The organism is Massilia sp. BKSP1R2A-1 (assembly GCF_050586525.1).
In the GTDB taxonomy this organism is placed as follows: Bacteria; Pseudomonadota; Gammaproteobacteria; order Burkholderiales; family Burkholderiaceae_D; genus Telluria.
Map to the genome: position 1 here is coordinate 36,063 of NZ_JBOBRE010000014.1, position 20,869 is coordinate 56,931.

At 64.7% G+C, this 20,869-nt stretch carries 23 protein-coding genes and 1 pseudogene; 4 read left to right on the top strand and 20 right to left on the bottom strand.

From position 1 onward, the window contains the following. Positions 1–35 precede the first annotated feature (35 nt). The 4 genes from ACQ7JA_RS19610 to ACQ7JA_RS19625 form a co-directional block, all read right to left on the bottom strand. Positions 36–485, bottom strand: a complete 450-nt coding sequence (locus ACQ7JA_RS19610) for a CBS domain-containing protein (RefSeq protein ID WP_430900796.1) — start codon at positions 483–485, stop codon at positions 36–38. 99 nt (positions 486–584) lie between these two features. Beyond that, complete coding sequence (locus tag ACQ7JA_RS19615; RefSeq protein WP_430900798.1) at positions 585–926, bottom strand: DUF3579 domain-containing protein; 342 nt, start codon at positions 924–926, stop codon at positions 585–587. Positions 927–1,030: 104 nt separating this feature from the next. Next, positions 1,031–1,990, bottom strand: coding sequence for a CobD/CbiB family protein (locus tag ACQ7JA_RS19620; protein ID WP_430900800.1), 960 nt, complete (start codon positions 1,988–1,990; stop codon positions 1,031–1,033). A gap of 115 nt (positions 1,991–2,105) precedes the next feature. After that, positions 2,106–2,456: a MerR family transcriptional regulator gene (locus tag ACQ7JA_RS19625; RefSeq protein ID WP_430900802.1), complete on the bottom strand. Its 351-nt coding sequence runs from the start codon at positions 2,454–2,456 to the stop codon at positions 2,106–2,108. 73 nt (positions 2,457–2,529) lie between these two features. On the opposite strand from ACQ7JA_RS19625, the gene ACQ7JA_RS19630 reads away from it, so the two are divergent. Both ACQ7JA_RS19630 and ACQ7JA_RS19635 read left to right on the top strand, forming a co-directional pair. Further along, the gene (locus ACQ7JA_RS19630) at positions 2,530–3,345 is read left to right on the top strand and encodes an aminotransferase class IV family protein (RefSeq protein WP_430900804.1); all 816 of its coding nucleotides are present in this window, start codon (positions 2,530–2,532) and stop codon (positions 3,343–3,345) included. A gap of 94 nt (positions 3,346–3,439) precedes the next feature. Then, complete coding sequence (locus tag ACQ7JA_RS19635; RefSeq protein WP_430900806.1) at positions 3,440–4,882, top strand: serine hydrolase; 1,443 nt, start codon at positions 3,440–3,442, stop codon at positions 4,880–4,882. Positions 4,883–4,900: 18 nt separating this feature from the next. Here the strand turns inward: ACQ7JA_RS19635 and ACQ7JA_RS19640 are convergent, their stop codons facing one another. The 6 genes and pseudogenes from ACQ7JA_RS19640 to ACQ7JA_RS19665 all read right to left on the bottom strand — a co-directional run bounded on the left by ACQ7JA_RS19640 (position 4,901) and on the right by ACQ7JA_RS19665 (position 8,531). Further along, positions 4,901–5,569: a CoA pyrophosphatase gene (locus ACQ7JA_RS19640; RefSeq protein ID WP_430900808.1), complete on the bottom strand. Its 669-nt coding sequence runs from the start codon at positions 5,567–5,569 to the stop codon at positions 4,901–4,903. A gap of 68 nt (positions 5,570–5,637) precedes the next feature. Beyond that, complete coding sequence (gene rplS, locus ACQ7JA_RS19645; protein ID WP_258828768.1) at positions 5,638–6,027, bottom strand: 50S ribosomal protein L19; 390 nt, start codon at positions 6,025–6,027, stop codon at positions 5,638–5,640. A 109-nt stretch (positions 6,028–6,136) separates the two neighbouring features. Further along, complete coding sequence (gene trmD / locus ACQ7JA_RS19650; protein ID WP_430900810.1) at positions 6,137–6,898, bottom strand: tRNA (guanosine(37)-N1)-methyltransferase TrmD; 762 nt, start codon at positions 6,896–6,898, stop codon at positions 6,137–6,139. Positions 6,899–6,924: 26 nt separating this feature from the next. After that, positions 6,925–7,458: a ribosome maturation factor RimM gene (gene rimM / locus ACQ7JA_RS19655; protein WP_430900812.1), complete on the bottom strand. Its 534-nt coding sequence runs from the start codon at positions 7,456–7,458 to the stop codon at positions 6,925–6,927. Between the two features lie 41 nt (positions 7,459–7,499). Next, positions 7,500–7,748: a 30S ribosomal protein S16 gene (rpsP, locus tag ACQ7JA_RS19660; protein ID WP_036216003.1), complete on the bottom strand. Its 249-nt coding sequence runs from the start codon at positions 7,746–7,748 to the stop codon at positions 7,500–7,502. Between the two features lie 156 nt (positions 7,749–7,904). Continuing rightward, positions 7,905–8,531, bottom strand: a pseudogene (locus tag ACQ7JA_RS19665) (AAA family ATPase). A 77-nt stretch (positions 8,532–8,608) separates the two neighbouring features. On the opposite strand from ACQ7JA_RS19665, the gene ACQ7JA_RS19670 reads away from it, so the two are divergent. Further along, the gene (locus ACQ7JA_RS19670; RefSeq protein WP_430900814.1) at positions 8,609–9,022 is read left to right on the top strand and encodes an NINE protein; all 414 of its coding nucleotides are present in this window, start codon (positions 8,609–8,611) and stop codon (positions 9,020–9,022) included. A 38-nt stretch (positions 9,023–9,060) separates the two neighbouring features. Here ACQ7JA_RS19670 and ACQ7JA_RS19675 read toward each other — a convergent pair whose 3' ends face one another. From ACQ7JA_RS19675 to ACQ7JA_RS19700, 6 genes are all read right to left on the bottom strand, one after another. Then, entirely contained in the window at positions 9,061–10,851 is a 1,791-nt protein-coding gene (locus tag ACQ7JA_RS19675; RefSeq protein WP_430900816.1) for an acyl-CoA dehydrogenase, read from the bottom strand. Positions 10,852–10,944: 93 nt separating this feature from the next. Then, a complete protein-coding gene (locus ACQ7JA_RS19680) occupies positions 10,945–11,874 on the bottom strand; it encodes an electron transfer flavoprotein subunit alpha/FixB family protein (RefSeq protein ID WP_430900818.1) in 930 nt (309 codons plus the stop codon). Between the two features lie 18 nt (positions 11,875–11,892). After that, a complete protein-coding gene (locus ACQ7JA_RS19685; protein ID WP_430900820.1) occupies positions 11,893–12,642 on the bottom strand; it encodes an electron transfer flavoprotein subunit beta/FixA family protein in 750 nt (249 codons plus the stop codon). Between the two features lie 205 nt (positions 12,643–12,847). Further along, a complete protein-coding gene (locus ACQ7JA_RS19690) occupies positions 12,848–13,075 on the bottom strand; it encodes a sulfurtransferase TusA family protein (protein WP_036216507.1) in 228 nt (75 codons plus the stop codon). A gap of 277 nt (positions 13,076–13,352) precedes the next feature. Then, positions 13,353–13,643, bottom strand: coding sequence for an OmpA family protein (locus ACQ7JA_RS19695; RefSeq protein WP_430900822.1), 291 nt, complete (start codon positions 13,641–13,643; stop codon positions 13,353–13,355). Next, positions 13,640–14,050, bottom strand: a complete 411-nt coding sequence (locus ACQ7JA_RS19700) for a hypothetical protein (RefSeq protein ID WP_430900824.1) — start codon at positions 14,048–14,050, stop codon at positions 13,640–13,642. The genes ACQ7JA_RS19695 and ACQ7JA_RS19700 overlap by 4 nt, the downstream gene beginning before the upstream one ends. Before the next feature lie 242 nt (positions 14,051–14,292). Between ACQ7JA_RS19700 and ACQ7JA_RS19705 the strand changes: the two genes are divergently transcribed. Beyond that, a complete protein-coding gene (locus tag ACQ7JA_RS19705; RefSeq protein WP_430900826.1) occupies positions 14,293–14,916 on the top strand; it encodes a PEP-CTERM sorting domain-containing protein in 624 nt (207 codons plus the stop codon). A gap of 55 nt (positions 14,917–14,971) precedes the next feature. On the opposite strand, the gene alaS is transcribed toward ACQ7JA_RS19705, so the two are convergent. The 4 genes from alaS to ACQ7JA_RS19725 all read right to left on the bottom strand — a co-directional run bounded on the left by alaS (position 14,972) and on the right by ACQ7JA_RS19725 (position 20,695). After that, positions 14,972–17,581, bottom strand: a complete 2,610-nt coding sequence (gene alaS, locus ACQ7JA_RS19710; RefSeq protein ID WP_430900828.1) for an alanine--tRNA ligase — start codon at positions 17,579–17,581, stop codon at positions 14,972–14,974. A 206-nt stretch (positions 17,582–17,787) separates the two neighbouring features. Then, positions 17,788–19,458, bottom strand: a complete 1,671-nt coding sequence (locus ACQ7JA_RS19715) for a flagellinolysin (protein WP_430900830.1) — start codon at positions 19,456–19,458, stop codon at positions 17,788–17,790. A gap of 101 nt (positions 19,459–19,559) precedes the next feature. After that, entirely contained in the window at positions 19,560–20,324 is a 765-nt protein-coding gene (ugpQ, locus tag ACQ7JA_RS19720) for a glycerophosphodiester phosphodiesterase (protein WP_430900832.1), read from the bottom strand. Positions 20,325–20,344: 20 nt separating this feature from the next. Beyond that, positions 20,345–20,695 (bottom strand): DUF1294 domain-containing protein, encoded by a 351-nt coding sequence (locus tag ACQ7JA_RS19725; protein WP_430900834.1) that lies wholly within the window; start codon positions 20,693–20,695, stop codon positions 20,345–20,347. Positions 20,696–20,869: the final 174 nt, after the last annotated feature.

The window sequence follows — 20,869 nt, forward strand, 5'->3', positions numbered from 1 at the left end:
AATCAAGTTGATGCGGGATGGTAACAGACCGCAAGCTATTGCCGTGCGCGTCGCTCGTGAGCTTGTTGCCAGGGACTGATCCTGGACAACTCCCCCATCTCTTCCGCCAGGAATTCGAGCAGGTCGTCGGCGCTGACGATGCCGGCCAGGCTGCCGCCGGCGTCGACCACCGGCACCCTGCGGATGCCGCGCAGGCGCATTTTCTCGATGGTCTCGTAGACATCGTCGCTGTCGCGCGCGGTAAGCAGGTCCTCGCTCATGATGTCGCCGACCTGCAGGCTGGCCGGGTCGAGCCCGGGGGCGATGACCGAGACCACGATGTCGCGGTCGGTCAGGATGCCGACCGGGACGCTGGCGCCGTCGAACTGGTCGACCACGATCACGTCCCCCACGTGATGGCGGCGCATCAGGAGCGCGGCGCCCTGCACGGTTTCGTCACGGGTGCAATGGGTGGCCTGGCTGGTGCAGATTTGGCCGATGTGCATGATGTCCTCCCCTGCCTGTACGGCGTGATGGGGCCGCACATGCAAAACTGGCGCTACGACTTTCATCATAGCGCCAGTTCTAAAATCTGGAAGGCCAGTCTATTTCTTCTCGTCCGGCGGCGGCACGAAGCAGGCGTCCGCCACCTGCAGATCGTTGTCCCTGGCGAAGTTCAGCACGAAGTGATAGGCCAGCGGCTCGATCTTCTGCAGCTCGCGGCTGACGACCACGGCTTTCACCCCGTTGACGATGGTCGGGTGCACCCAGGGAGAGAACTGGAGATGGGCGTTGCGGCCCGCGCTGCCGGGGGCGAAGCAGGACATGACGCCGCACAGGCGCTCGGCCCAGTCGCTGGGGCGGAACTGCCTGCCTTTGCTGGTAATGCCCAGGATGAAAAACTCGTCCTTCAGTTTTTCATCCGTGGTGTGCGGTAACTCGGCCATAGTGCTGCTTGCTGATACAAGAATACTGCGTGGATGAGAACAACCTCAGCTGAGTATTATATCTTATAGAAGACCTGCGGACGAGACCCGTTACACTCTATCCCTCAGCCGAGCCACACCACGCTCGAGAGCAGGAGCAGCAGGATCATCCACAGGATCAGCGCCCGCCACACCAGCCCCACCGTGCTCTGCAGGGCGCGCAGGTTCGGTTCCTCGCCCGGCAGGAACTCGGCGTCGCGGTCGCTCAGGTCGACCGTGGCGGCGTCCATCGGCAGCGGCTGCGGCGCGTATTCGTTCGGCGTGCCCAGGCGCACGCCCATGGCGCCGCCCCCCGCGGACAGGATGATGCCCTTCGACTCCTCGGTCCAGCGGCTGGCGAAATTACGCCAGGCATAGATAGCGTCCTCGAAGTTGCCGACCACGGCGAAGGCCACCGCCGTCAGTCGCACCGGGATCCAGTCGATCCAGTAGAAGGCTTTCGCGGCGAACTGGCCGAAGGCTTCGTTGCGCATGTGGTCGGGTTCGTTCCAGGCGCGCGCCAGGTATTCGGAGACGCGGTACATCACGGCGCCGGCCGGGCCCAGCGGCATCAGGAACCAGAAGAATACGCCGAATACATTGCGGTGGGTGGTGATCAGGGACTTTTCGACGGCCACGCGGCAGATCTCGGTGGCGTCCATGCCGACCGTATCCAGGCGGGTCCACTCGGCCAGCAACTGGCGCGCGGTGGCCTCGTCGCCCTGGTTCAGGGCCAGCTGGATCGACGTGAAGTAATGGCTGTAGTGGCGGAAACCCAGGGTGAGGTAGACGATCAGCACGTTCCAGGCGAAGGCCAGCAGCACCAGGTTGTAGTGCATGAAGACCCAGTAGATGAGCCAGGTCGGCAGCATCAGGGCCAGCATCATCAGGATCCAGCCCATGCGGCCATTCTTCTGCTCGCCCGCATTGAACCAGCCTTCGATGCGCATCGCGAAGCCCTTGATGCCACCGTAAACCTGGTTGTCGGCGCGCAGCGGTTTCAACTGCTCGATGATCAGCGCGACGAGGATGGAGAAAAATGTCATTCAGGAATCCTTTTTTGTTCTGGCAATACCGTGCTGCCCGCTACGATAGCGGAGAAGCCCGCGGGAATCAAATACGGATATGGAGGAAAGTTTCAGGACTTCCCGGGGCGTTCGCTCACGAGTTCACATCGTGAATGAACTTCTCCAGCACGCTGCGGCTCTGCTGCAGCTTCGCCGTCTTCTGCTCGATCTGCCGGAGCTGCTCCCGCAGGGTCTCCCGCAATTCGTCGCAGGGCTCGAAGATGCGCCCTTCCCCCCGGATGCATTCGGCAAACTGCCGGATGGTCGCCAGCGTCATCCCCGCCGAGCCGAGCAGCTTGATGCGCTCGACCGCCTGCTCGTCCAGCGGGCCATAGTCGCGGTAACCGCTCGCAGTGCGGCGCGGCTTGAGCAGCCCTTCCGCTTCGTAGTAACGCAACATGCGGATGCTGACGTCGCAGCGCCTGGACAGTTCACCGATCTTCATGGGCCCTCTTGACTCTCACAGCGGTGTCAGGTTCTAGACTGCCCTCTCCCCTGACGATCCAAGGAGCAAGACCATGTCCGTTCACACCACAGCTTACCCCGCACTGATCGACAACCGTACGGCAAGCGCGTCCGAGCTGGCGCCGCTGGCCTTCTCGGGTTTCGCACATTTTACTGCAATGCAAATCCGCAGCCACAAGGCCAAGGGCATGGACCTGCACCTGGCGCGCCTGCGCGAAGCCTCGCTTGCCCTGTTCGGCAAGGCCTTGCCGGACGGGGAGATCCTGGCGTCCGTCCGCCTCGCGCTCGAGCAAGGTCCCGCCGACATGTCCTTGACGGTGACGCTGTTCGTTCCGGACGGCGAATTCACGGCGGCCAGCAAGGGCGCCACGCCATCGATGCTCGTACGTACCGGCGCGCCGCACGACGGTCCTGCCCACCCCCTGCGGCTGCAGGCGGTCGCGCACGAACGGCACCTGGCCTCGATCAAGCACGTCGGCGAAGGCGCCAAGACCTGGTTTCTTCATCGTGCGCTCGAGCAGGGATTCGACGACGCGGCCTTCGTCGACCGGCACGGCAGGCTCAGCGAGGCTTCCATCTGGAATCTCGTGTTCTGGGACGGCCAGGCCGTGGTGTGGTCCGAGGCGGAGCTGCTGCTGGGAACGACAATGCGCATCGTCCAGCGCCAGCTGGAACGCATGGGCGTCCCGCAGCGGCGGCAGGAAATCAGGTTGGATGAGCTGGCGGCCTTCACGGGCGCGGCCGTCATGAATTCCTGGACGCCGGGAGTTCCCGTCACGGCCATTGGAGAGCACGGCTTCCCCGTCGCGGAAACATTGATGGGCTTGCTGAACGAAGCTTGGCAGGCTGAAGCTTACGTAAGCATCTAGAAAGCTCTCCAGATATGCAATTTACCGGGAACTTTTCGCTGGCTCCACCGGAATACCTTGAAGGTCCAAGCCGGACCGTCATGGTGGAGAAAGCATGCGGAAATGTTCAGTCCTGGCCTGCGTGGTCCTGCTGGCCGTGTGCGCGGATGCCGGCGCGCTCACGCTTGAGAAGCTGGTGCGCGCCTATGCCGAACGGCGCGGATTCAGTGGCGTCGTGCTGGTCGCGCGCGACGGGCAACCAATCTACCAGGGCGCCTTCGGCCAGGCGCATCCGGCATGGAAGACGCCCATGCGCAAGGATGCGGTGTTCCGCATCGGCTCGCTCAGCAAGCCGTTCACGGCGACGCTGGTGATGCGCCTGGCCGAAACCGGGCGCATCGACCTCGACGCGACCGTCGGCAGCTATCTGCCGGCACTCTATGCCGGCAGCGCGGCGGGCCAGGCCACGGTGCGCCAGTTGCTGGCGCACACCTCGGGACTGGCGGATGTGGCGCCCCGCTACACCGATCCTTTCTGGCAGCGCGATGCGCGCCGCTCCTACACGCCGGAGGAATTTGCGCGCGCATGGATTCCCGGCGCGCTGGCAAGCGAGCCAGGCGTCTGGCGCTACAACAACAATGGCTATTACCTGCTTGGCCTGATCGTCGAGGCGGCCACCGGCAAGTCCTACGTGGACAACCTGAAGCAGCACATCCTGACGCCTGCGAACATGGTTGACACCGGCCTGTTCGACGGCCGCACGGTGCTGCCCAGACTCGCGCAGGGCACCGTGGCGGCGGATGACGGCGCGCGCGAGCTGCCGCCCTACATCGACCCGTCCGTTTCATGGTCGGCGGCCGGTCTGTATTCGACCGCGCACGACCTCTTGCGCTTCGACACCGCGCTCACCAAGGGTCGCATCCTCGGCCAGGCGGCGCAGCGCGAGATGTTCACGGACCGCGGCAGGCAGTATGGCTACGGCTGGGGCGTCGAAGACTGGGCGGTGCGGCCCGGCGCGGCCTTGCCGGTCGTGCTGCACACGGGCAGCGTGCCCGGCTACCAGAGCATGCTGGTGCGTTCGCTCTCGGACCGGGTGACCATCATTGTCCTCGACAATGCCTGGCGGGGCGCCGCCGTCGTCGCCATGGCGCGCGATATGTCGGACCTGATGCACGGAAAGAAGGTCGCCCTGCCGAAGCGCAGCCTGGCCGATGGGCTCGGACCGGTCCTGTTCCGCCAGGGGCTCGAGGCAATGCGCGATGCCTACACGCGCCTGCGGGCGCAAGCCGATGCCTACGACATGGGCGAGTCGGCGCTCAACGGCTTCGGCTATACCCTGCTGCGCAAGGGTCAACGCGAGGCCGCGGTGCAAGTGTTCCGCTGGAATGTCGAGGCCCATCCGGACAGTCCGAACGTCCACGACAGCCTGGCTGAGGCCTTGCTGGCATCGGGCGACCGCGAAGGCGCGCGCGCGGGGTACCGGAAAGTGCTGGCGCTCGAACCGGACAATCGCCACGCCGCTGGGGAGCTGGAGAAACTGGAGAGCGCCGGACCTTGAGCGGCCGGCGCAGACCGCTCAGGCGCGCAGGAAGTGATAGAGGTTGCGCAGCATGGCCGCCGTCGCACCCCAGATGAAATATCCCTGGTAGGGCATCGCGTAGAAGCTGCGCTTGCCCGCCCCGTCCGGCAGCGCCACCGAGCGGCGTTCGTGGTTGGCGCCGGACATCAGGAAAGCCAGCGGCACTTCGAAGATCTCGGCCACCTCGCCCGGATCGGCGCTCAGCGCGAAGGGCGGCTGCACCAGGGCGACGACCGGCAGCACGCGGTAGGCGCTGATGGTGATGTGCTCGGGCAGCACGCCGATGATCTCGATGTGGCGGCGGTGCAGGCCGATTTCTTCTTCCGCTTCGCGCAGCGCGGTTTCGATCGGCGAGGAATCCAGCTCTTCGGCGCGGCCGCCAGGGAAGCTGACCTGGCCGGCATGGCTGGTCAGGTGGTCGGTGCGCTTGGTCAGCAGCACATGCAGGCCATCGGGCCGCTCGACCAGCGGCACCAGCACGGCGGCGCGGCGCAGGCGCAATTGCGGTGCGGCGAGCGCCTCGTCGGAAGCCTCCGGATCCCAGGGCAAGGTCTGCGCGAAGCGGGCGCGCACGGCCTCCGCGCTCAGCTGGGACGGCGCGAGCGGCGCTTCGCCGGCCAGGCCTTCGACCGGCATCAGGGTGGGATCAAACAGAGGCTTGCTCAAAACACATTCTTCCAGCACATAAAGAAAAAGGCATCCTTGCGGATGCCTTTCTCATGACACGGACGCTATTACTCAGCGGCAGCAGGAGCAGCAGCTGCTTTACGCTGCGGCAGCTTTTCCTTGATACGTGCCGATTTGCCCGAACGCTCACGCAGGTAGTACAGCTTGGCGCGACGGACGTCACCACGACGCTTCACTTCGATCGAAGCGATCAGCGGCGAGTACAGCTGGAAGGTACGCTCGACGCCTTCGCCCGACGAGATCTTGCGAACGATGAAGTTCGAGTTCAGGCCGCGGTTACGACGCGAGATGACGACGCCTTCGTATGCCTGGGCGCGCTTGCGGTTGCCTTCGACGACGTTGACGCTGACGACCACGGTGTCGCCCGGTGCGAAGTCAGGGATGTTGCGGCCGAGGCGCGCAATTTCTTCTTGCTCGAGTTGTTGGATCAGATCCATTTTTATCACTCCGTAAACCATCTTGCCGGCGCTGTACGATTGCCCGGTAGAGGATGGGGTTAAACAAGCGGACAACATGTCCGCCTTCACATGTGCACGAGGCACATTCTTACTCGGCAGGCTGATTCAGCTCTGCCAGAAACTTTTCATCAAGCTTCGTCAGCTGGCCGGCGGCGCGCGCCTTGTCCAGCAGTTCCGGCCGTTTCTTCCACGTCGCTTCCAGCATGCGCTGGCGGCGCCATTTGACGATCTCGGCGTGGTTGCCGCCCATCAGGACTGGCGGCACCGCTTCGCCTTCGTAGACTTCCGGGCGCGTGTAATGCGGCGAATCGAGCAGGCCGTTGACGAAGCTGTCTTCGACCGCCGAGGCCTCGTCGCCCAGCACGCCGGGCAGCAGCCTGACGACCGCATCCATCAGCGCCATGGCCGGCAATTCCCCGCCCGACAATACGAAGTCGCCGATCGAGATTTCCTCGTCGACGCAGCGGTCCAGCAGGCGCTGGTCCACCGCTTCGTAGCGGCCGCACAGGATCACCAGTCCCGGCTCGTTCTTCAAGGCCATCGCACGTTCGTGCGTCAGCGGCTTGCCCTGCGGCGACATGAACACCACGCGCGGCGCCGGCAAGCCGAGCTCGACCTGGCGCTGCCTGGCGGCGGCGATGGTCGCCTCGAGCGGTTTCGCCAGCATCACCATTCCGGGGCCGCCGCCATAGGGGCGGTCATCCACGGTGCGGTGACGGTCCTGCGTGAAATCGCGCGGATTCCAGATCGTCAGGCCCCAGCGCTTCTGCTCGATCGCGCGCCGGGTCACGCCCGACCCTGTCAATGCGACAAACATTTCCGGAAACAAGCTCACGACATCAAACTGCATCGGGACCTCGCTTCGGGTTGGAGGGGTCAATAATCGAGACCCCAGTCCAGGGTAATCTTTTTGTTGCCCAGGTCGACGGTCTTGACGAACTGATCCACAAACGGCACGAGGCGCTCCGACACTTTCGCATCAGGAGCACCTTGCTCGGCCACCGGCGTGATCCGCAGGATGGACTGCGCGCCGTTGTGCATCATGTCGGTCACCTTGCCGAGAGCTTCGCCCTCCAGGTTGACCGCGTCCAGCCCGATCAGGTCGGACCAGTAGAATTCGTCTTCCTCGAGCTTCGGGAAGGCAGCGCGCGACACGAACACGCCGGCGCCTTTCAGCGCCTCGGCGTCGTTGCGGTCACGCATGCCGACCAGGGTGGCGACCACGTCGCCGCCATGCAATTTCGCGGTCCGTACGGAGACGGAACGCTGGCCCGGTTTGTCGAGCCACCAGGTCTTGACCTTCAGCAGCGCGTCGGCATCGACCGAGAACGGGGTGACGCGAAGTCCACCCACGATCCCGAATGCGCCGGACACATAACCGACCTGGACCAGGTCGTCGGGGACTTGCACCCCGGATGCTGCCGAATCGGTCAAGCCTCGACCTGCTTTACTTAGGCTGCAGGCTGCTGGTTGGCGACCAGGCGAGCAACGGTCGGCGACAGTTGTGCGCCAACGCCTTGCCAGTGAGCCAGACGGTCAGCAGCGATACGCAGGCCGACTTCAGCGCCCGAAGCCATCGGGTTGTAGAAACCGATGCGCTCGATGAAACGGCCATCGCGACGGTTACGCGAATCGGTTGCAACGATGTTGTAGAACGGGCGCTTTTTTGCGCCGCCACGAGCCAAACGGATAACGACCATAATAATTCCAAAAAGTTGTATTGGACGGAGAAAGCCGACGATTATAGCGCGTAAGCCTAGATAGGGGCAAGCGTTATAGCAACACGGCGGACACGCAACGTGAGGTTCGGAGAATTGAGCATTATCGCTCATTTTTCGCTACAAGGCCACCTTCCCCTACTCTTCGCCCATCAGCACCTTGAGCATGCGCTGGGGATTGACCAGGAAGTCATGGGTCACGCGGTAGTGTTCCGTATCCTCGTAGGAAATCTCGCGGATGCCATGTTCACCGAACTCGTAGATGAGCGCGTTCGGATAGGCCATCAGGATCGGCGAATGGGTCGCGATCACGAACTGGCAGCGCTGGCCGACCAGCTGATGCAGGCGGCTGATCAGGACCAGCTGGCGTTGCGGGGACAGGGCGGCCTCGGGTTCGTCCAGCCGCGGAAGCGCTCCATGAACAGGGTCAGGAAGGACTCACCGTGCGACTGCGTGTGCAGCGACTCGCCGCCAAAATAGCTCTTGATCGGCGGACCGCCGAATGGCTCTTCGTCGAGGCGCTCGATCTCGCTGCTGACGTTATAAAAACTTTCGGCACGCAGGAAGAAGCCATCGCGCGGCCGCTGGAAGCCGCGCACCAGCCGCAAGTGAGCCGTTTTCGCCGACGAGGAAGGTGACGTTCGGGTGCAGCGGCAGGCGCTCGAGCGAGCGGATCGCCGGCAGCGTGAAGGGAAATGCCGGTGGATCGAGCGGCGCCGTGGGTTTGAGCTGGACTTCGGCCAGATAGGAGCGCGTCTTGAACATCGTCGGGCTCACGCAAGGCGTGCCTTTCTTCTCGATTTGCACGATACTCGTGCATTCCTGAACTTTTGGCAACAACCATGGCCGTCGCCCACAAGAACAAGACCTTCGCTACCCTCCTCGCCCTGCTGCTGGGCGGCTTCGGCGTGCACCGTTTCTACCTGAAGGGCGGCACCGACCGCCTGGGCCTGCTGCACCTGTGCGCCCTGCCTATCACCGGCATCCTGTGGGGCGCGGTGCAGCCGCACCCCTTCTATGTGCTGCTGCCGATGCTGCTGTCGTATATCGCGGGTTTCGTCGAGGGACTGGTCATCGGCTTGACGCCGGACGAGGCCTGGGATGCGCAGTACAACAAGGGCAGCGGCAAGAGCTCGCGCTCGAACTGGATGCTGCCGCTGCTGCTGGTGCTGATCCTGGGAGTCGGGGCGATCGTGTTGATCGGGACGATTGCGCGGGTGTTCGATCTGCTCTACACCGGCGGCGCGTACGGCTGATGCTTTGTAGGGTGGGCGGTCCTCCGCCCACCCTACTTTTAGAACTGCTCGACGTCCAGCGCCAGCACGCCCGGCGCGCCTTCCACGATCGCGGTACGCAGGCCAGGGGCCGAGGACAGCACGTGGTCCGCGAAGAAGCGCGCGGTGGCGATCTTCGCGCGCAGGAAGGAAACATCGCCCTCGCCCGCCGCCAGCTTCTTTTGCGCGACCAGGGCCGCGCGCGCCATCTGCCAGCCGCCCAGCACGATGCCGGCCAGCTTCAGGTACAGCACGCTGCCGGCGAACACGGCGCGTACGTCCGCCTTGGCGTTGGCCACGACGAAGTCCACCACCTCTTCCAGTGCAGCAGAGCCGAGCTTGAGCTGGCGTGCGATCGCCGCGAATTCCTCGCCCTGCAGCTCGCCCAGCTGTGCTTCCACCGCGCGCACCTGGGAAATCAGGCCCTTGGCCACGGCGCCGCCGTCACGCACGGTCTTGCGGCCCACCAGATCGTTCGCCTGGATGGCGGTGGTGCCTTCGTAGATGGTCAGGATCTTGGCGTCGCGGTAGTGCTGGGCCGCGCCGGTCTCCTCGATGAAGCCCATGCCGCCGTGGACCTGCACGCCGTCGCGCGCCACGTTCTCGCTCATCTCGGTCGACCAGCCCTTGATGATCGGGACCAGGTATTCGTAGACCGCGAGGTTGGCCTTGCGGGTTGCCTCGTCAGCGTGGTTGTGCGCCAGGTCGGACAAAGCCGCGCCGACGTAGGCCAGCGCACGCGCCGCCTCGGTCTGCGAACGCATCGACATCAGCATGCGGCGCACGTCCGGGTGGTTGATGATGGCGACCGGACCGGGCGAGCCGGCCACTTCGCGCGACTGGATGCGGTCCTTCGCAAACGCGACCGCCTGCTGGTAGGCGCGCTCGGCCAGGCCGACGCCCTGCATGCCGACGCCGAAGCGGGCCGCGTTCATCATGATGAACATGTATTCGAGGCCGCGGTTCTCTTCGCCCACCAGGGTGCCGATGGCGCCGCCGTGGTCGCCGAACTGCAGGACCGCCGTCGGCGAAGCCTTGATGCCCAGCTTGTGTTCGATCGAGACGCAGTGGGCGTCGTTGCGCGCGCCCAGCGAACCGTCGCCATTCACCATGAACTTCGGCACGATGAACAGCGAAATGCCCTTCACGCCCGGCGGCGCATCGGGGGTGCGCGCCAGCACGAGGTGGATGATGTTCTCCGCCATGTCGTGCTCGCCGTAGGTGATGAAGATCTTGGTGCCGAAGATCTTGAAGGTGCCGTCGCCCTGCGGCTCGGCGCGGGTGCGCACGGCGGCGAGATCCGAACCGGCCTGCGGCTCGGTCAGGTTCATGGTGCCGGTCCACTTGCCGCTGATGAGCGGCTCCAGGAACAGCTTTTTCTGCTCGTCCGAGCCCGCCGTCAGCAGCGCTTCGATGGCGCCGTCGGTCAGCAGCGGGGCCAGCGCGAAGGACAGGTTCGCGGCGTGCAGCATTTCCATGCACGGCGTCGCGACCAGCTTCGGCAGGCCCTGGCCGCCGAATTCCGCCGGGTGTTGGATGCCCTGCCAGCCGCCGTCGGCAAACGCCCGGAAGGCTTCCTTGAAGCCCTTCGAGGTGGTGACGGCGCCGTCGCGCCAGAAGCTCGGCTCTTTATCGCCGGCGTGGTTCAGCGGGGCGACGACTTCGCCGCAGAACTTCGCGCTTTCTTCCAGCACGGCATCCACGGTGTCCGGGGTCGCGTCTTCGCAGCCCGGGAGCTGGTTGATCTCGGCCAGGTTCGCCAGTTCGTTCAGCACGAACTGCATGTCTTTCAGCGGGGCTTGATAGCTCACCTTTGTCTCCTGATGTGACGCTTCACGTAAAAACGTCGCCCCGGCGCAGCCTTGAGGCCACACGGGAGCGACGATAGACAGCTTATGGGTCGATTAGCCCAGTTCTTTGACCAGCTGCGGGACCACTTCGAACAGGTCGCCCACCAGGCCGTAGTCAGCCACCGAGAAGATCGGCGCTTCCGGATCCTTGTTGATGGCGACGATGGTCTTCGAGTCCTTCATACCGGCCAGGTGCTGGATCGCACCCGAGATGCCGACCGCGATGTACAGGGTCGGGGCGACGATCTTGCCGGTCTGGCCGACCTGCCAGTCGTTCGGTACGAAGCCTGCGTCGACCGCCGCGCGCGATGCGCCCATGGCGGCGCCCAGCTTGTCGGCCAGCGGCTCGAGCAGCTTGAAGTTCTCGGCCGAGCCGATGCCGCGGCCGCCCGACACGATGATCTTGGCGGCGGTCAGTTCCGGACGGTCCGACTTGGCCAGCTCGCGGCCGACAAAGCTCGACTTGCCCGAATCGCCGACTGCGGCGATCTGCTCGATGGCGGCCGAACCGCCGGTGGCGGCGCTGTCGAACGCGGTGCCGCGCACGGTGATGACCTTGACGCTGTCGCCGGACTGCACGGTGGCGATGGCGTTGCCGGCGTAGATCGGACGCTCGAAGGTGTCGGGCGAATCGACCTTGGTGATTTCCGAGATCTGGGCCACGTCCAGCTTGGCGGCCACGCGCGGCAGGATGTTCTTGCCGTAGGCGGTGGCCGGGGCCAGGATGTGCGAGTAGCTGCCGGCGATCGCCAGGATCTGCTCGGCGACGTTCTCGGCCAGGCCGTCGGCGAAGTGCGGCGCGTCGGCGACCAGCACTTTCGACACGCCCGCGATCTGCGCGGCGGCTTCGGCGGCGGCGCCGCAGCCCGAGCCGGCGACCAGGATGTGGACGTCGCCGCCGCACTGGGCGGCAGCGGTCACGGTGTGGTGGGTAGCGCCCTTGAGGGAGCCGTTGTCGTGTTCAGCAATGACGAGTGCGACCATGTTCTTTTCCTAATTTGATTAGATGACTTTGGCTTCGGTGCGCAGCTTCTGCACCAGGGTCGCCACGTCGGGCACCTTGACGCCGGCCGAGCGCTTGGCCGGCTCGGCGACTTTCAGGGTCTTCAGGCGCGGGGTCACATCGACACCCAGGTCTTCCGGCTTGATGGTTTCCAGCGGCTTCTTCTTGGCCTTCATGATGTTCGGCAGCGTCACGTAGCGCGGCTCGTTCAGGCGCAGGTCGGTGGTGACGATGGCCGGCAGCGCCAGGGCCACGGTCTCCAGGCCGCCGTCGACTTCGCGGGTCACGGTGACCTTGCCGTCTTCCAGCACGACTTTCGATGCGAAGGTGGCTTGCGGCCAGCCCAGCAGCGCAGCCAGCATCTGGCCGGTCTGGTTCGAATCGTCATCGATCGCCTGCTTGCCCAGGATGATCAGCTGCGGCTGTTCCTTGTCGGCCAGGGCCTTCATGATCTTGGCCACTGCCAGCGGCTCGGTCTCGACGGCGGTCTCGACCAGGATGCCGCGGTCGGCGCCGATCGCCATGCCGGTACGCAGGGTTTCCTGGCACTGGGCCACACCCACCGATACGGCGACCACTTCGGTGACCTTGCCGGCTTCCTTCAGGCGCGTGGCTTCTTCCAGCGCGATCTCGTCGAACGGGTTCATCGACATCTTGACATTGGCGATATCCACGCCGCTGCCGTCGGATTTGACGCGGACCTTGACGTTGTAGTCGACCACGCGTTTGACGGGTACCAGGACTTTCATAGGGTGCCTTTAGAAAATGGAATGGGTGACAGACGAAAATGGCCTAGATTATAAGAGAATTTCGGCTTCAGGTCGAAATTAAAGCACGATCGTGCGATTTTTTGCTAGAGGATTCCGACTAAAGTGCATTTTTACAGGGTGTCGGGAATCGGAATACGGGGCGGCGACCAGCCTGCCCCGCAGTGTGCGCGCGTCGCGATGGTGATTATTTGCGGCGCATCAGGAAGGTGAATTCGCCGTTTTCGACGGTATGCGCCAGCAGGGCATTGCCGGTCTGCTTGGCGAACGCCTGGAAGTCGCGCACGGAACCGGTATCGGTGGCCACGATGCGCAGCACCTGCCCGCTCTCCATCTCGGCGAGTGCCTTCTTGGCTTTCAGGATCGGCAGCGGACAGTTCAGTCCGCGCGCATCCAGGTCTCTCTGGAATTCCATGGTATCAATGTCGATAGTGGTGTCGCTCATCGCATGCCTGCAAAGTAGGTGGTGCTCGGAAGTCGAATACTACTCCTTTTCCGGCAGTATGACGCAGCGCACCAAAATAGTCACACATTGTTGCAAAACTGCAACCAATTGTGAATTAGATCATGGTTGTGCACCAGAGCGCGGCAAAGGCGGCGCACCGCGCCGGCAAGCGGCACTATCGCGGTGCGTCAAGACCTAGATATGGTCCTCTCCCGCCGATTGCAAGCGAGGGCTGCGGACCAATGCCCTACTGTGCCACCAGATCGACGCGCCGGTTCTTCCGGCGGCCGGCATCGTCGCTGTCGGAGGCCAGCGGCGCATACGACGCGACACCCTTCGGCATCAGATGGCGGGCGTCGACCTTGTAGCCGTCGGCCAGCGACCGGACCACCGCTTCGGCGCGCTTCTGCGACAGGGCCAGGTTCTGGGCCAGCTCGCCCTGGTCGTCGGTGTGGCCGACCACGAAGACCTTCAGCGCCTGGTTCTGCTGCAGCATCTTGGCCATCTGTTCCAGCGCCGGCCTGGAATCCGGTTTCACCTCGACACGGCCACGTGCAGTGGCGAGCCATCCGGGCGGGCGCCGGCCGCCACCAGGTAGCGCGGCTGGCCAGCCTTTTCCAGTGCCGACTGATCGTTGCGCACGACTTCCAGTGTCGAGCGCTCGCGTGGAACCAGGCAGGCGATACGGGTGATCTTGCCCTCCAGATCAAGCTTCTTTTCGAAGTAGTAGCCCTGCGGCTGGTTGCGATAGGCGCGCCTGCTGGTCGGCAGCGAAGTTTCGTCGAACTCCTTGACTTCGTAGGCGACCATCTTCGAGCCTTCGAAACGGGACAGCAAGGGATGGTCCCTGGCGCCTTTGACGGTATCCTGCGCCGGCATCCTGCCGTGCGCGAGCGATGCCGCACCAATCCACACCAGCAATCCGAACAGTCGATGAATGCGCATGCACTTGTCCTTTAAGTAATGGTTAGCGGGCGATTCTAGAAAGAGCGTGTGCTGGCTGCAATGGCTAGTCACGCTGCATGGGCAATCGCGCGCGGCCATGCGGCAAGCACGCGGTGTCGAAAAATATTACACTGATTGGAAACGTTACCAATGCTTCCCTTGTAAGTCTTTGTTTGCAAAACAAATCGAGTTCGTGGCACAGCTCTTGCAAGAATGCCATCTCCCACAACAAGGAGACACCCATGTTCGCAAACCTGCTTCGCTCCACCCTGCTGTGCAGCGCCCTCTTCTTCGCCAGCGCAGCCGGCGCCGCCCCCATCGCCTTCGTTCCGCCCAATGACACCACCGGCTTCGAAGGCATGGCCATCAACGACAGCTGGTCCATGGGCCGCGGCATTACCTTCGGCGTCAGCGCGCGCCAGGCCATCAACAGCATCGGCTTCCTGCACGACCTGAGGGGCATGGACGTCTCGTATGGTGTGTACGAAATCTCGAAGGACAGCGTCACGCTGAAGAAGCTCGCCACCCTCGCCAGCGGCGGCTCCAACGTCACCACCAACGGCCGCGACTGGATCGACTACGGCCTGGCCGGCGTGGTGCTCGAGACCGGCAAGGAATACCTGCTGGAGTTCGCCTTCAGCGGCGAAGCCAACAGCAACTATTACTACTACAACGACAATGTGCTGTGGGACCAGGGGCCGTTCACGGGGATCGACGGGACGATGGGGCCTGAGCTGCTGAACGCCGTGGTGGCGGGCTTCCGGGTCGACGTCGAGGATGCGGCGGCGGTGCCGGAACCGGGCTCGCTGGCGCTGCTGGCGATCGGTGCGGCAGCGCTGGCACGCCGCCGCAAACGCCGGCAATGACAAAACAAAACGCCGCCCCCAGGGGCGGCGTTCTCTTGAGGGAAGCTGCTGACGCTTACGCGCGCTCGCCCACCCAGTTGGCCACACCGGCCAGCGCCTGCGGCAGGCCCGAGGGATCGGTACCGCCGGCCTGCGCCATGTCCGGACGGCCGCCGCCCTTGCCGCCCACCTGCTGGGCGACGAAGTTCACCAGTTCGCCGGCCTTCACCTTGCCGGTAGCGTCCTTGGTCACGCCCGCGATCAGGCTGACCTTGCCCTCGGAGACGCTGGCCAGCACGATGGCCGCGGTTTTCAGCTTGTCCTTCAGCTTGTCCATGGTTTCGCGCAGTGCGGTGACGTCGGCGCCTTCCATGGTCGCGGCCAGCACCTTGATGCCGTTCACGTCGATGGCGCGGGTCACCAGCTCGTCGCCCTGGCCCGAAGCCAGCTTCGACTTCAGCGCGGCGACTTCCTTCTCCAGCGACTTCACCTGGTCCTGCACCTGGGCGATGCGCGACGGCAGTTCGTCCGGGCTGGTTTTCAGGGCGCCTGCGGCTTCCTGCAGCTTGCGGTTGATCGACTGCACCAGGGCCAGCGCGCCTTCACCGGTCACGGCTTCGACGCGGCGGATGCCGGCTGCGACGCCGCCTTCCGACACGATCTTGAAGAGACCGATGTCGCCGGTGCGGGTCACGTGCACGCCGCCGCACAGCTCTTTCGAGGAGCCGATGTCGAGCACGCGCACGCTGTCGCCGTACTTCTCGCCGAACAGCGCCATCGCGCCGTGCTTGACGGCGTCGTCGAACGACATGTGCTGCGCCTGCGTGGCGTGGTTCTCGAGGATCTCGCGGTTGACGATGGCTTCCACCTTCGCGATTTCTTCGGCGGTCAGGGGAGCTGAGTGGCTGAAGTCGAAGCGGGTCTTCTCCGCGTCGACCAGCGAGCCCTTCTGCTGCACGTGGCTGCCCAGCACTTCGCGCAGGGCCTTGTGCATCAGGTGGGTCGCCGAGTGGTTGCGGATGGTGCGCGCGCGCTTGACGGTGTCGACCTGTGCGTCGACGGTGTCGCCGACTTTCAGCGAACCTTCGCGCAGCACGCCGTGGTGGCCGAAGACGTCGGCCTGGATCTTCAGCGTGTCCTCGACTTCGAACACGTTGCTACCCATGCGGATCACGCCCTGGTCGCCCACCTGGCCGCCCGACTCCGCGTAGAACGGGGTGGTGTCGAGCACCACGATGCCGGCCTGGCCGGCCTTCAGTTCCTGCACCGAGACGCCATCGGCGTACAGGGCCAGCACGTGGGTGTTGTGGGCCAGCGATTCGTAGCCGACGAACTTGGTCTTCTCGCCCGCGTACTCGACGTTGGCGGCCATCTTGAACTTGCCGGCGGCGCGCGCGGTCTTCTTCTGCTGCTCCATGGCGGCGGCAAACCCTGCTTCGTCCAGCGTCACGCCGCGCTCGCGGCAGATGTCGGCGGTCAGGTCCAGCGGGAAGCCGTAGGTGTCGTACAGGGTGAAGGCGGTGGCGCCGTCCAGGTTCTTCGCATCTTTCGCAAGCTGCGCTTCCAGGATCTTCATGCCGTTTTCCAGGGTCTCGCCGAAACGCTCTTCCTCGGCCTTCAGCACCTGGGCGACCCGGTCTTTCGCTTCGCGCAGTTCCGGATAGGCTTCGCCCATCTCGATGTCGAGGTCCGCCACCAGCTTGTGGAAGAACGGCTTGGTCTGGCCCAGCTTGTGGCCGTGGCGCAGGGCGCGGCGGATGATGCGGCGCAGGACGTAGCCGTGGCCTTCGCTGCTCGGGATGATGCCGTCGACGATCAGGAAGGAAGCCGCGCGGATGTGGTCGGCGATGACCTTCAGCGAGTTGTTGTTCAGGTCGGAAGCAAAGGTTTCGCGTGCGGCGGCGCGGATCAATGCCTGGAACAGGTCGATCTCGTAGTTGCTGTGCACGTGCTGCAGCACGGCGGCCAGGCGCTCCATGCCCATGCCGGTGTCGATCGATGGCTTCGGCAGCGGGGTCAGGGTGCCCGATTCATCGCGGTTGAACTGCATGAACACCAGGTTCCAGATCTCGATGAAGCGGTCGCCGTCTTCTTCCGGCGAGCCTGGAGGACCGCCCCAGATGTCGGCGCCGTGGTCGTAGAACACCTCGGTGCAGGGGCCGCAGGGGCCGGTGTCGGCCATCTGCCAGAAGTTGTCCGATGCGTAGCGCGCGCCCTTGTTGTCGCCAATGCGGATGATGCGCTCTTTCGGCACGCCGATCTCGTTGGCCCAGATGTCGTAGGCCTCGTCGTCCTCGAAGTAGACGGTCACGGTCAGCTTCTCGGCCGGCAGCATGTAGACCTTGGTCAGCAGCTCCCAGCAATAATTGATCGCGTCGCGCTTGAAGTAGTCGCCGAAGCTGAAGTTACCCAGCATTTCGAAGAAGGTGTGGTGGCGCGCGGTGTAGCCGACGTTTTCCAGGTCGTTGTGCTTGCCGCCGGCGCGCACGCAGCGCTGCACGGTGGTGGCGCGCGAGTACGGGCGCGTATCCAGGCCCAGGAACACGTCCTTGAACTGCACCATCCCGCTGTTCGTCAGCAGCATGGTCGGGTCGTTGCCCGGCACCAGCGGGCTGGAACGGACGATGGTGTGGCCTTTGGACTCGAAGAACTTGAGGAACTTTTCGCGGATTTCGGAGGATTTCATGTCTTGGGGGCGGAAATAGGGGAGCGTACGCTATAAAAAAACGATTATAGCGTAGCTAAGGGCGGGGTTATCGGTTGGGCCGATATTTACGGGATTGGCGCTGCGGAGGTGCGACGAACTTGGGCCCCGGCCTTCGCCGGGGCGACGTGCTGAAGTAGCGGACCATCGCTACGGCGGAGGCCGGAGCCCAATTCGACCTCGTTCGCTCAGCGCAGCAAGGAAAGAACCGCCCTCGGCTGCTGGTTCGCCTGCGCCAGCATCGCCGACGCCGCCTGCTGCAGGATCTGGGCCCGCGTCAGCCCCGCCGCCGATGAGGCGTAATCGACACCGTCGATGCGCTCCTTGGCCGCCGCCATATTGATGGCGTCGCTCTGCAGGGCGCTGGCCGCCATGTCGAGGCGGTTGCTGGAAGCGCCCACCGCCACGCGCTGCTTGTTGACGAAGTCGAGCGCCTCGTCCACGTGCAGCAGCGAGATGGCGCCGTTCTGCATGTCGAGGTTGGCGAGACCCAGCGCGCGCGCGTTCATGGCCGAGAACTGCAGCTCGATGAACTGGCCGGCGCCCTCCCCGGCCTGGATCTGCACGCGGCGGATGCCCGTGCCGCCGCCGAGTTCGGGGTAGGCCACGTCGAAGCCGGCCAGGCCATCCCTGGCATTGTTGTCGCCGGCATCGGCCACCACCGCGCGGGCGTCGAGCGAGCGGCCGCCGTCGGCATCGAGGCCGCCGATGGCGCCGGTGTCGGCATTCGTCAGGTTGACCTCCGTGTTCACGAAGTTCACCCCGTTGGCGCCGCCGAAATCCGCCAGGAAGGCGGATTCCGATGCGATCTCGCCCTTGCTGACGGCGTTCAGGGCCTGGTCCAGGTTGGCGCCCTGGTTCTGGTTCAGGTACTGCATCACGCCCTTGATGCCGCCTTCCACGCCGAGATCCTTGAGCTGGTCGTGCAGGTAGCGGGCGGCCAGGTAACCGCCATCGTAGACGAAGCCGCCGCCCGCCACCCCGGCGACGATGGTGGCGACCGAGTTGCCGCTGGCAATCGAGCTGCGCACGCGCTCGTCGGCGCCCTGGATCAGTTCCGCCGTGCCTTCCACGAACCAGTCGGGCAGCGCGGTGAAGTTCATGGTGCGCGACATGACCGCGTGCGCCATCTCGTGCGCGACGACGCGGTCGCTGTAGTAGGGCGAGCCGCCGCCGTCGCGGGTGTCGCCCGTGCCGAAATCGGCCATGTCGAGATTCAGGTGCAGGTTCGTGTACTTGCCCGCCACGGGGTTGCCCGATACCGAGGCCAGCACGCCGGCGCCGCCGTCGGTGGTATCGAGGTTGACCGTGATCTTGACCCCGTCCCCCTCGATCCCGTAGTACTGCTTGACCATCTGCTCGGCCGAACTCAGCCAGCCGCTCTTGAGGCCGTCGAGCACGCGCCGCTTCCTCTCGTCGCCGCCGATGCTGCCGCCGTCCTGGGAAAACAGGGTTTCGCCATTGAACTTGGTCTGCTCGCCCACCCGGTTGATGTGGGCGAGGATCTCCCGCGCCTCGGTCTGCAGGGCGGCGCGGTCGCCATCCCCATAGCTGCCGTTGCCGGACGCGACCGCCAGCTCGCGCAGGCGCTGCAGGCTCTCGACCACGTTCGCCATTGCGCCTTCGGCCACCTGCAGCATCGAGGCGCCGTCATTGATGCTGCGCAGGGCCTGGCTCATGCCGCGCTGGCCGGACGCCATGCGCGAGGAAATCGCCTGGCCGGCCGGATCGTCGCGCGCGCCATTGATGCGCGAGCCCGCCGACAGCTGCTCCATCAGCCTTTCCTGAGCCGTATTGTGCGTCTTGAGCGCGCGTTGCGCGCCCATCGACAGGACGTTGGTCGTGATTGATATTGACATAATGACATACACCTCGGGGTGGTCGCATGTCATTTACGACAACCGGTTACACTACTTGAGGACCGGAATGAATATTTTGCCAAATGTTTTATTGACGCGCGCTAAACGCCGGTGCGCCCGAAATCCGGGCCGATCAGGTCGATGCGGTCGGTGCAGAAGGCTTCCACGCCCCAGCCCAGCAGCTCGGTCGCGCGCGCCGGCTCGTTGACGGTGTAGCAGAACAGGCCGAAGCCGGCATCGAGCACGGCGCGGGCCAGTGCCGGGGTCAGGTGGCGGTGGTTGGCGTGGATCGCGCTCGCCTCGACCGAGCGCGCCAGCGGCTCCCAGCCGGGCGGCGGCTCGCTCATCAGGCAGGCGCGCGGCAGGTCCGGGGCCACGCGCCGCGCCGCTTCCAGCGCGGCGAAGCTGAACGAGGACAGCAGCGGCAGCCTGTCGAGCTGGCCGCTCGCGAGCTCGTCGGCGAACATGGCGCGCGCGATGCGGGCCACCGTCTCGCCGGTCTCGACGTCGAAGCCGCGCGCCGGCTTGATCTCGATGTTCATCCAGATGCCGTTGGCCTTGCAGAACTGGGCGAACTCCACGAACAGCGGCACCACTTCGGTCCGGTAGTCGGCGCCGAACCAGCTGCCGGCATCCATGCGCGCCAGCTCCAGCCCGTCGTAGTCGAACACGTGGCCCGCCCCGCTCACGGTGCGGCCCAGGTAGGGATCGTGCAGCACCACCGGCACGCCGTCGCGCGCCAGCATGACATCGAATTCCACGGCGCGGAAACCGAAGTCCATGCCGCGCCTGAGGCCCGCGAAGGTATTCTCGGGCGCCAGGGTGCCGCCGCCGCGGTGGGCCAGGATCCGGGGATATCGCCACATGCCCTACTCCTTTCGCGGGGTCAGTCGATGACCGGCACAGCGAGCTGCCGGGACAGGTAGACGAATATGCCGATGTTGACGGCGACGCTCACGTGGAACTTCCACTGGAACGACACTTTCGAAGTCTTGTGGCGCAGCCACTGCTGCGCCAACAGGCCGCCAGGCCAGCCGCCCACCAGGCCAAGCAGCAACAGCCAGGCCTCCGGCGTGCGCCAGCTCTTGCTGCGTGCCGCCGACTTATCGATGGCATAGGCCAGGAAGCAACCCAGGCTGACCGCAAGGTAAGCGAGCCCGACCAGGGACGGCAGGTTCCACGCCAGCGAGGCGAAGCCGTAGATGGCAAGGAACAGCAGTAGCGGCAAATAGGGCATGCGCAAAAGCTTACCTTCGGCCAGTCAGGATGTCCATACGGCAAATGGTCCAGTTCGCGGCGCGACGGTGGGATAGCGAACAGAGAACATCCGCACAAAGCGCCTACCCTCGACCTTCAACCGACTCACGAGCAGGAGAACCACATGGCCTTTGATTTAGGCAACTTACTGTCG

Excerpts from the sequence above, each read along its gene's own strand:
- rpsP (WP_036216003.1), bottom strand. The coding sequence starts at position 7,748 with ATGGTCGTTATCCGTTTGGCTCGTGGCGGCGCAAAAAAGCGCCCGTTC.
- ACQ7JA_RS19680 (WP_430900818.1), bottom strand. The coding sequence starts at position 11,874 with ATGGTCGCACTCGTCATTGCTGAACACGACAACGGCTCCCTCAAGGGC.
- ACQ7JA_RS19615 (WP_430900798.1), bottom strand. The coding sequence starts at position 926 with ATGGCCGAGTTACCGCACACCACGGATGAAAAACTGAAGGACGAGTTT.
- ACQ7JA_RS19625 (WP_430900802.1), bottom strand. The coding sequence starts at position 2,456 with ATGAAGATCGGTGAACTGTCCAGGCGCTGCGACGTCAGCATCCGCATG.
- rplS (WP_258828768.1), bottom strand. The coding sequence starts at position 6,027 with ATGGATCTGATCCAACAACTCGAGCAAGAAGAAATTGCGCGCCTCGGC.
- trmD (WP_430900810.1), bottom strand. The coding sequence starts at position 6,898 with ATGCAGTTTGATGTCGTGAGCTTGTTTCCGGAAATGTTTGTCGCATTG.
- alaS (WP_430900828.1), bottom strand. The coding sequence starts at position 17,581 with ATGAAATCCTCCGAAATCCGCGAAAAGTTCCTCAAGTTCTTCGAGTCC.
- ACQ7JA_RS19685 (WP_430900820.1), bottom strand. The coding sequence starts at position 12,642 with ATGAAAGTCCTGGTACCCGTCAAACGCGTGGTCGACTACAACGTCAAG.
- ACQ7JA_RS19635 (WP_430900806.1), top strand. The coding sequence starts at position 3,440 with ATGCGGAAATGTTCAGTCCTGGCCTGCGTGGTCCTGCTGGCCGTGTGC.
- ACQ7JA_RS19690 (WP_036216507.1), bottom strand. The coding sequence starts at position 13,075 with ATGGAATTCCAGAGAGACCTGGATGCGCGCGGACTGAACTGTCCGCTG.
- ugpQ (WP_430900832.1), bottom strand. The coding sequence starts at position 20,324 with ATGTGGCGATATCCCCGGATCCTGGCCCACCGCGGCGGCGGCACCCTG.
- ACQ7JA_RS19705 (WP_430900826.1), top strand. The coding sequence starts at position 14,293 with ATGTTCGCAAACCTGCTTCGCTCCACCCTGCTGTGCAGCGCCCTCTTC.
- ACQ7JA_RS19715 (WP_430900830.1), bottom strand. The coding sequence starts at position 19,458 with ATGTCAATATCAATCACGACCAACGTCCTGTCGATGGGCGCGCAACGC.
- ACQ7JA_RS19670 (WP_430900814.1), top strand. The coding sequence starts at position 8,609 with ATGGCCGTCGCCCACAAGAACAAGACCTTCGCTACCCTCCTCGCCCTG.
- ACQ7JA_RS19630 (WP_430900804.1), top strand. The coding sequence starts at position 2,530 with ATGTCCGTTCACACCACAGCTTACCCCGCACTGATCGACAACCGTACG.
- ACQ7JA_RS19725 (WP_430900834.1), bottom strand. The coding sequence starts at position 20,695 with ATGCCCTATTTGCCGCTACTGCTGTTCCTTGCCATCTACGGCTTCGCC.
- ACQ7JA_RS19610 (WP_430900796.1), bottom strand. The coding sequence starts at position 485 with ATGCACATCGGCCAAATCTGCACCAGCCAGGCCACCCATTGCACCCGT.
- ACQ7JA_RS19700 (WP_430900824.1), bottom strand. The coding sequence starts at position 14,050 with ATGCGCATTCATCGACTGTTCGGATTGCTGGTGTGGATTGGTGCGGCA.
- ACQ7JA_RS19620 (WP_430900800.1), bottom strand. The coding sequence starts at position 1,990 with ATGACATTTTTCTCCATCCTCGTCGCGCTGATCATCGAGCAGTTGAAA.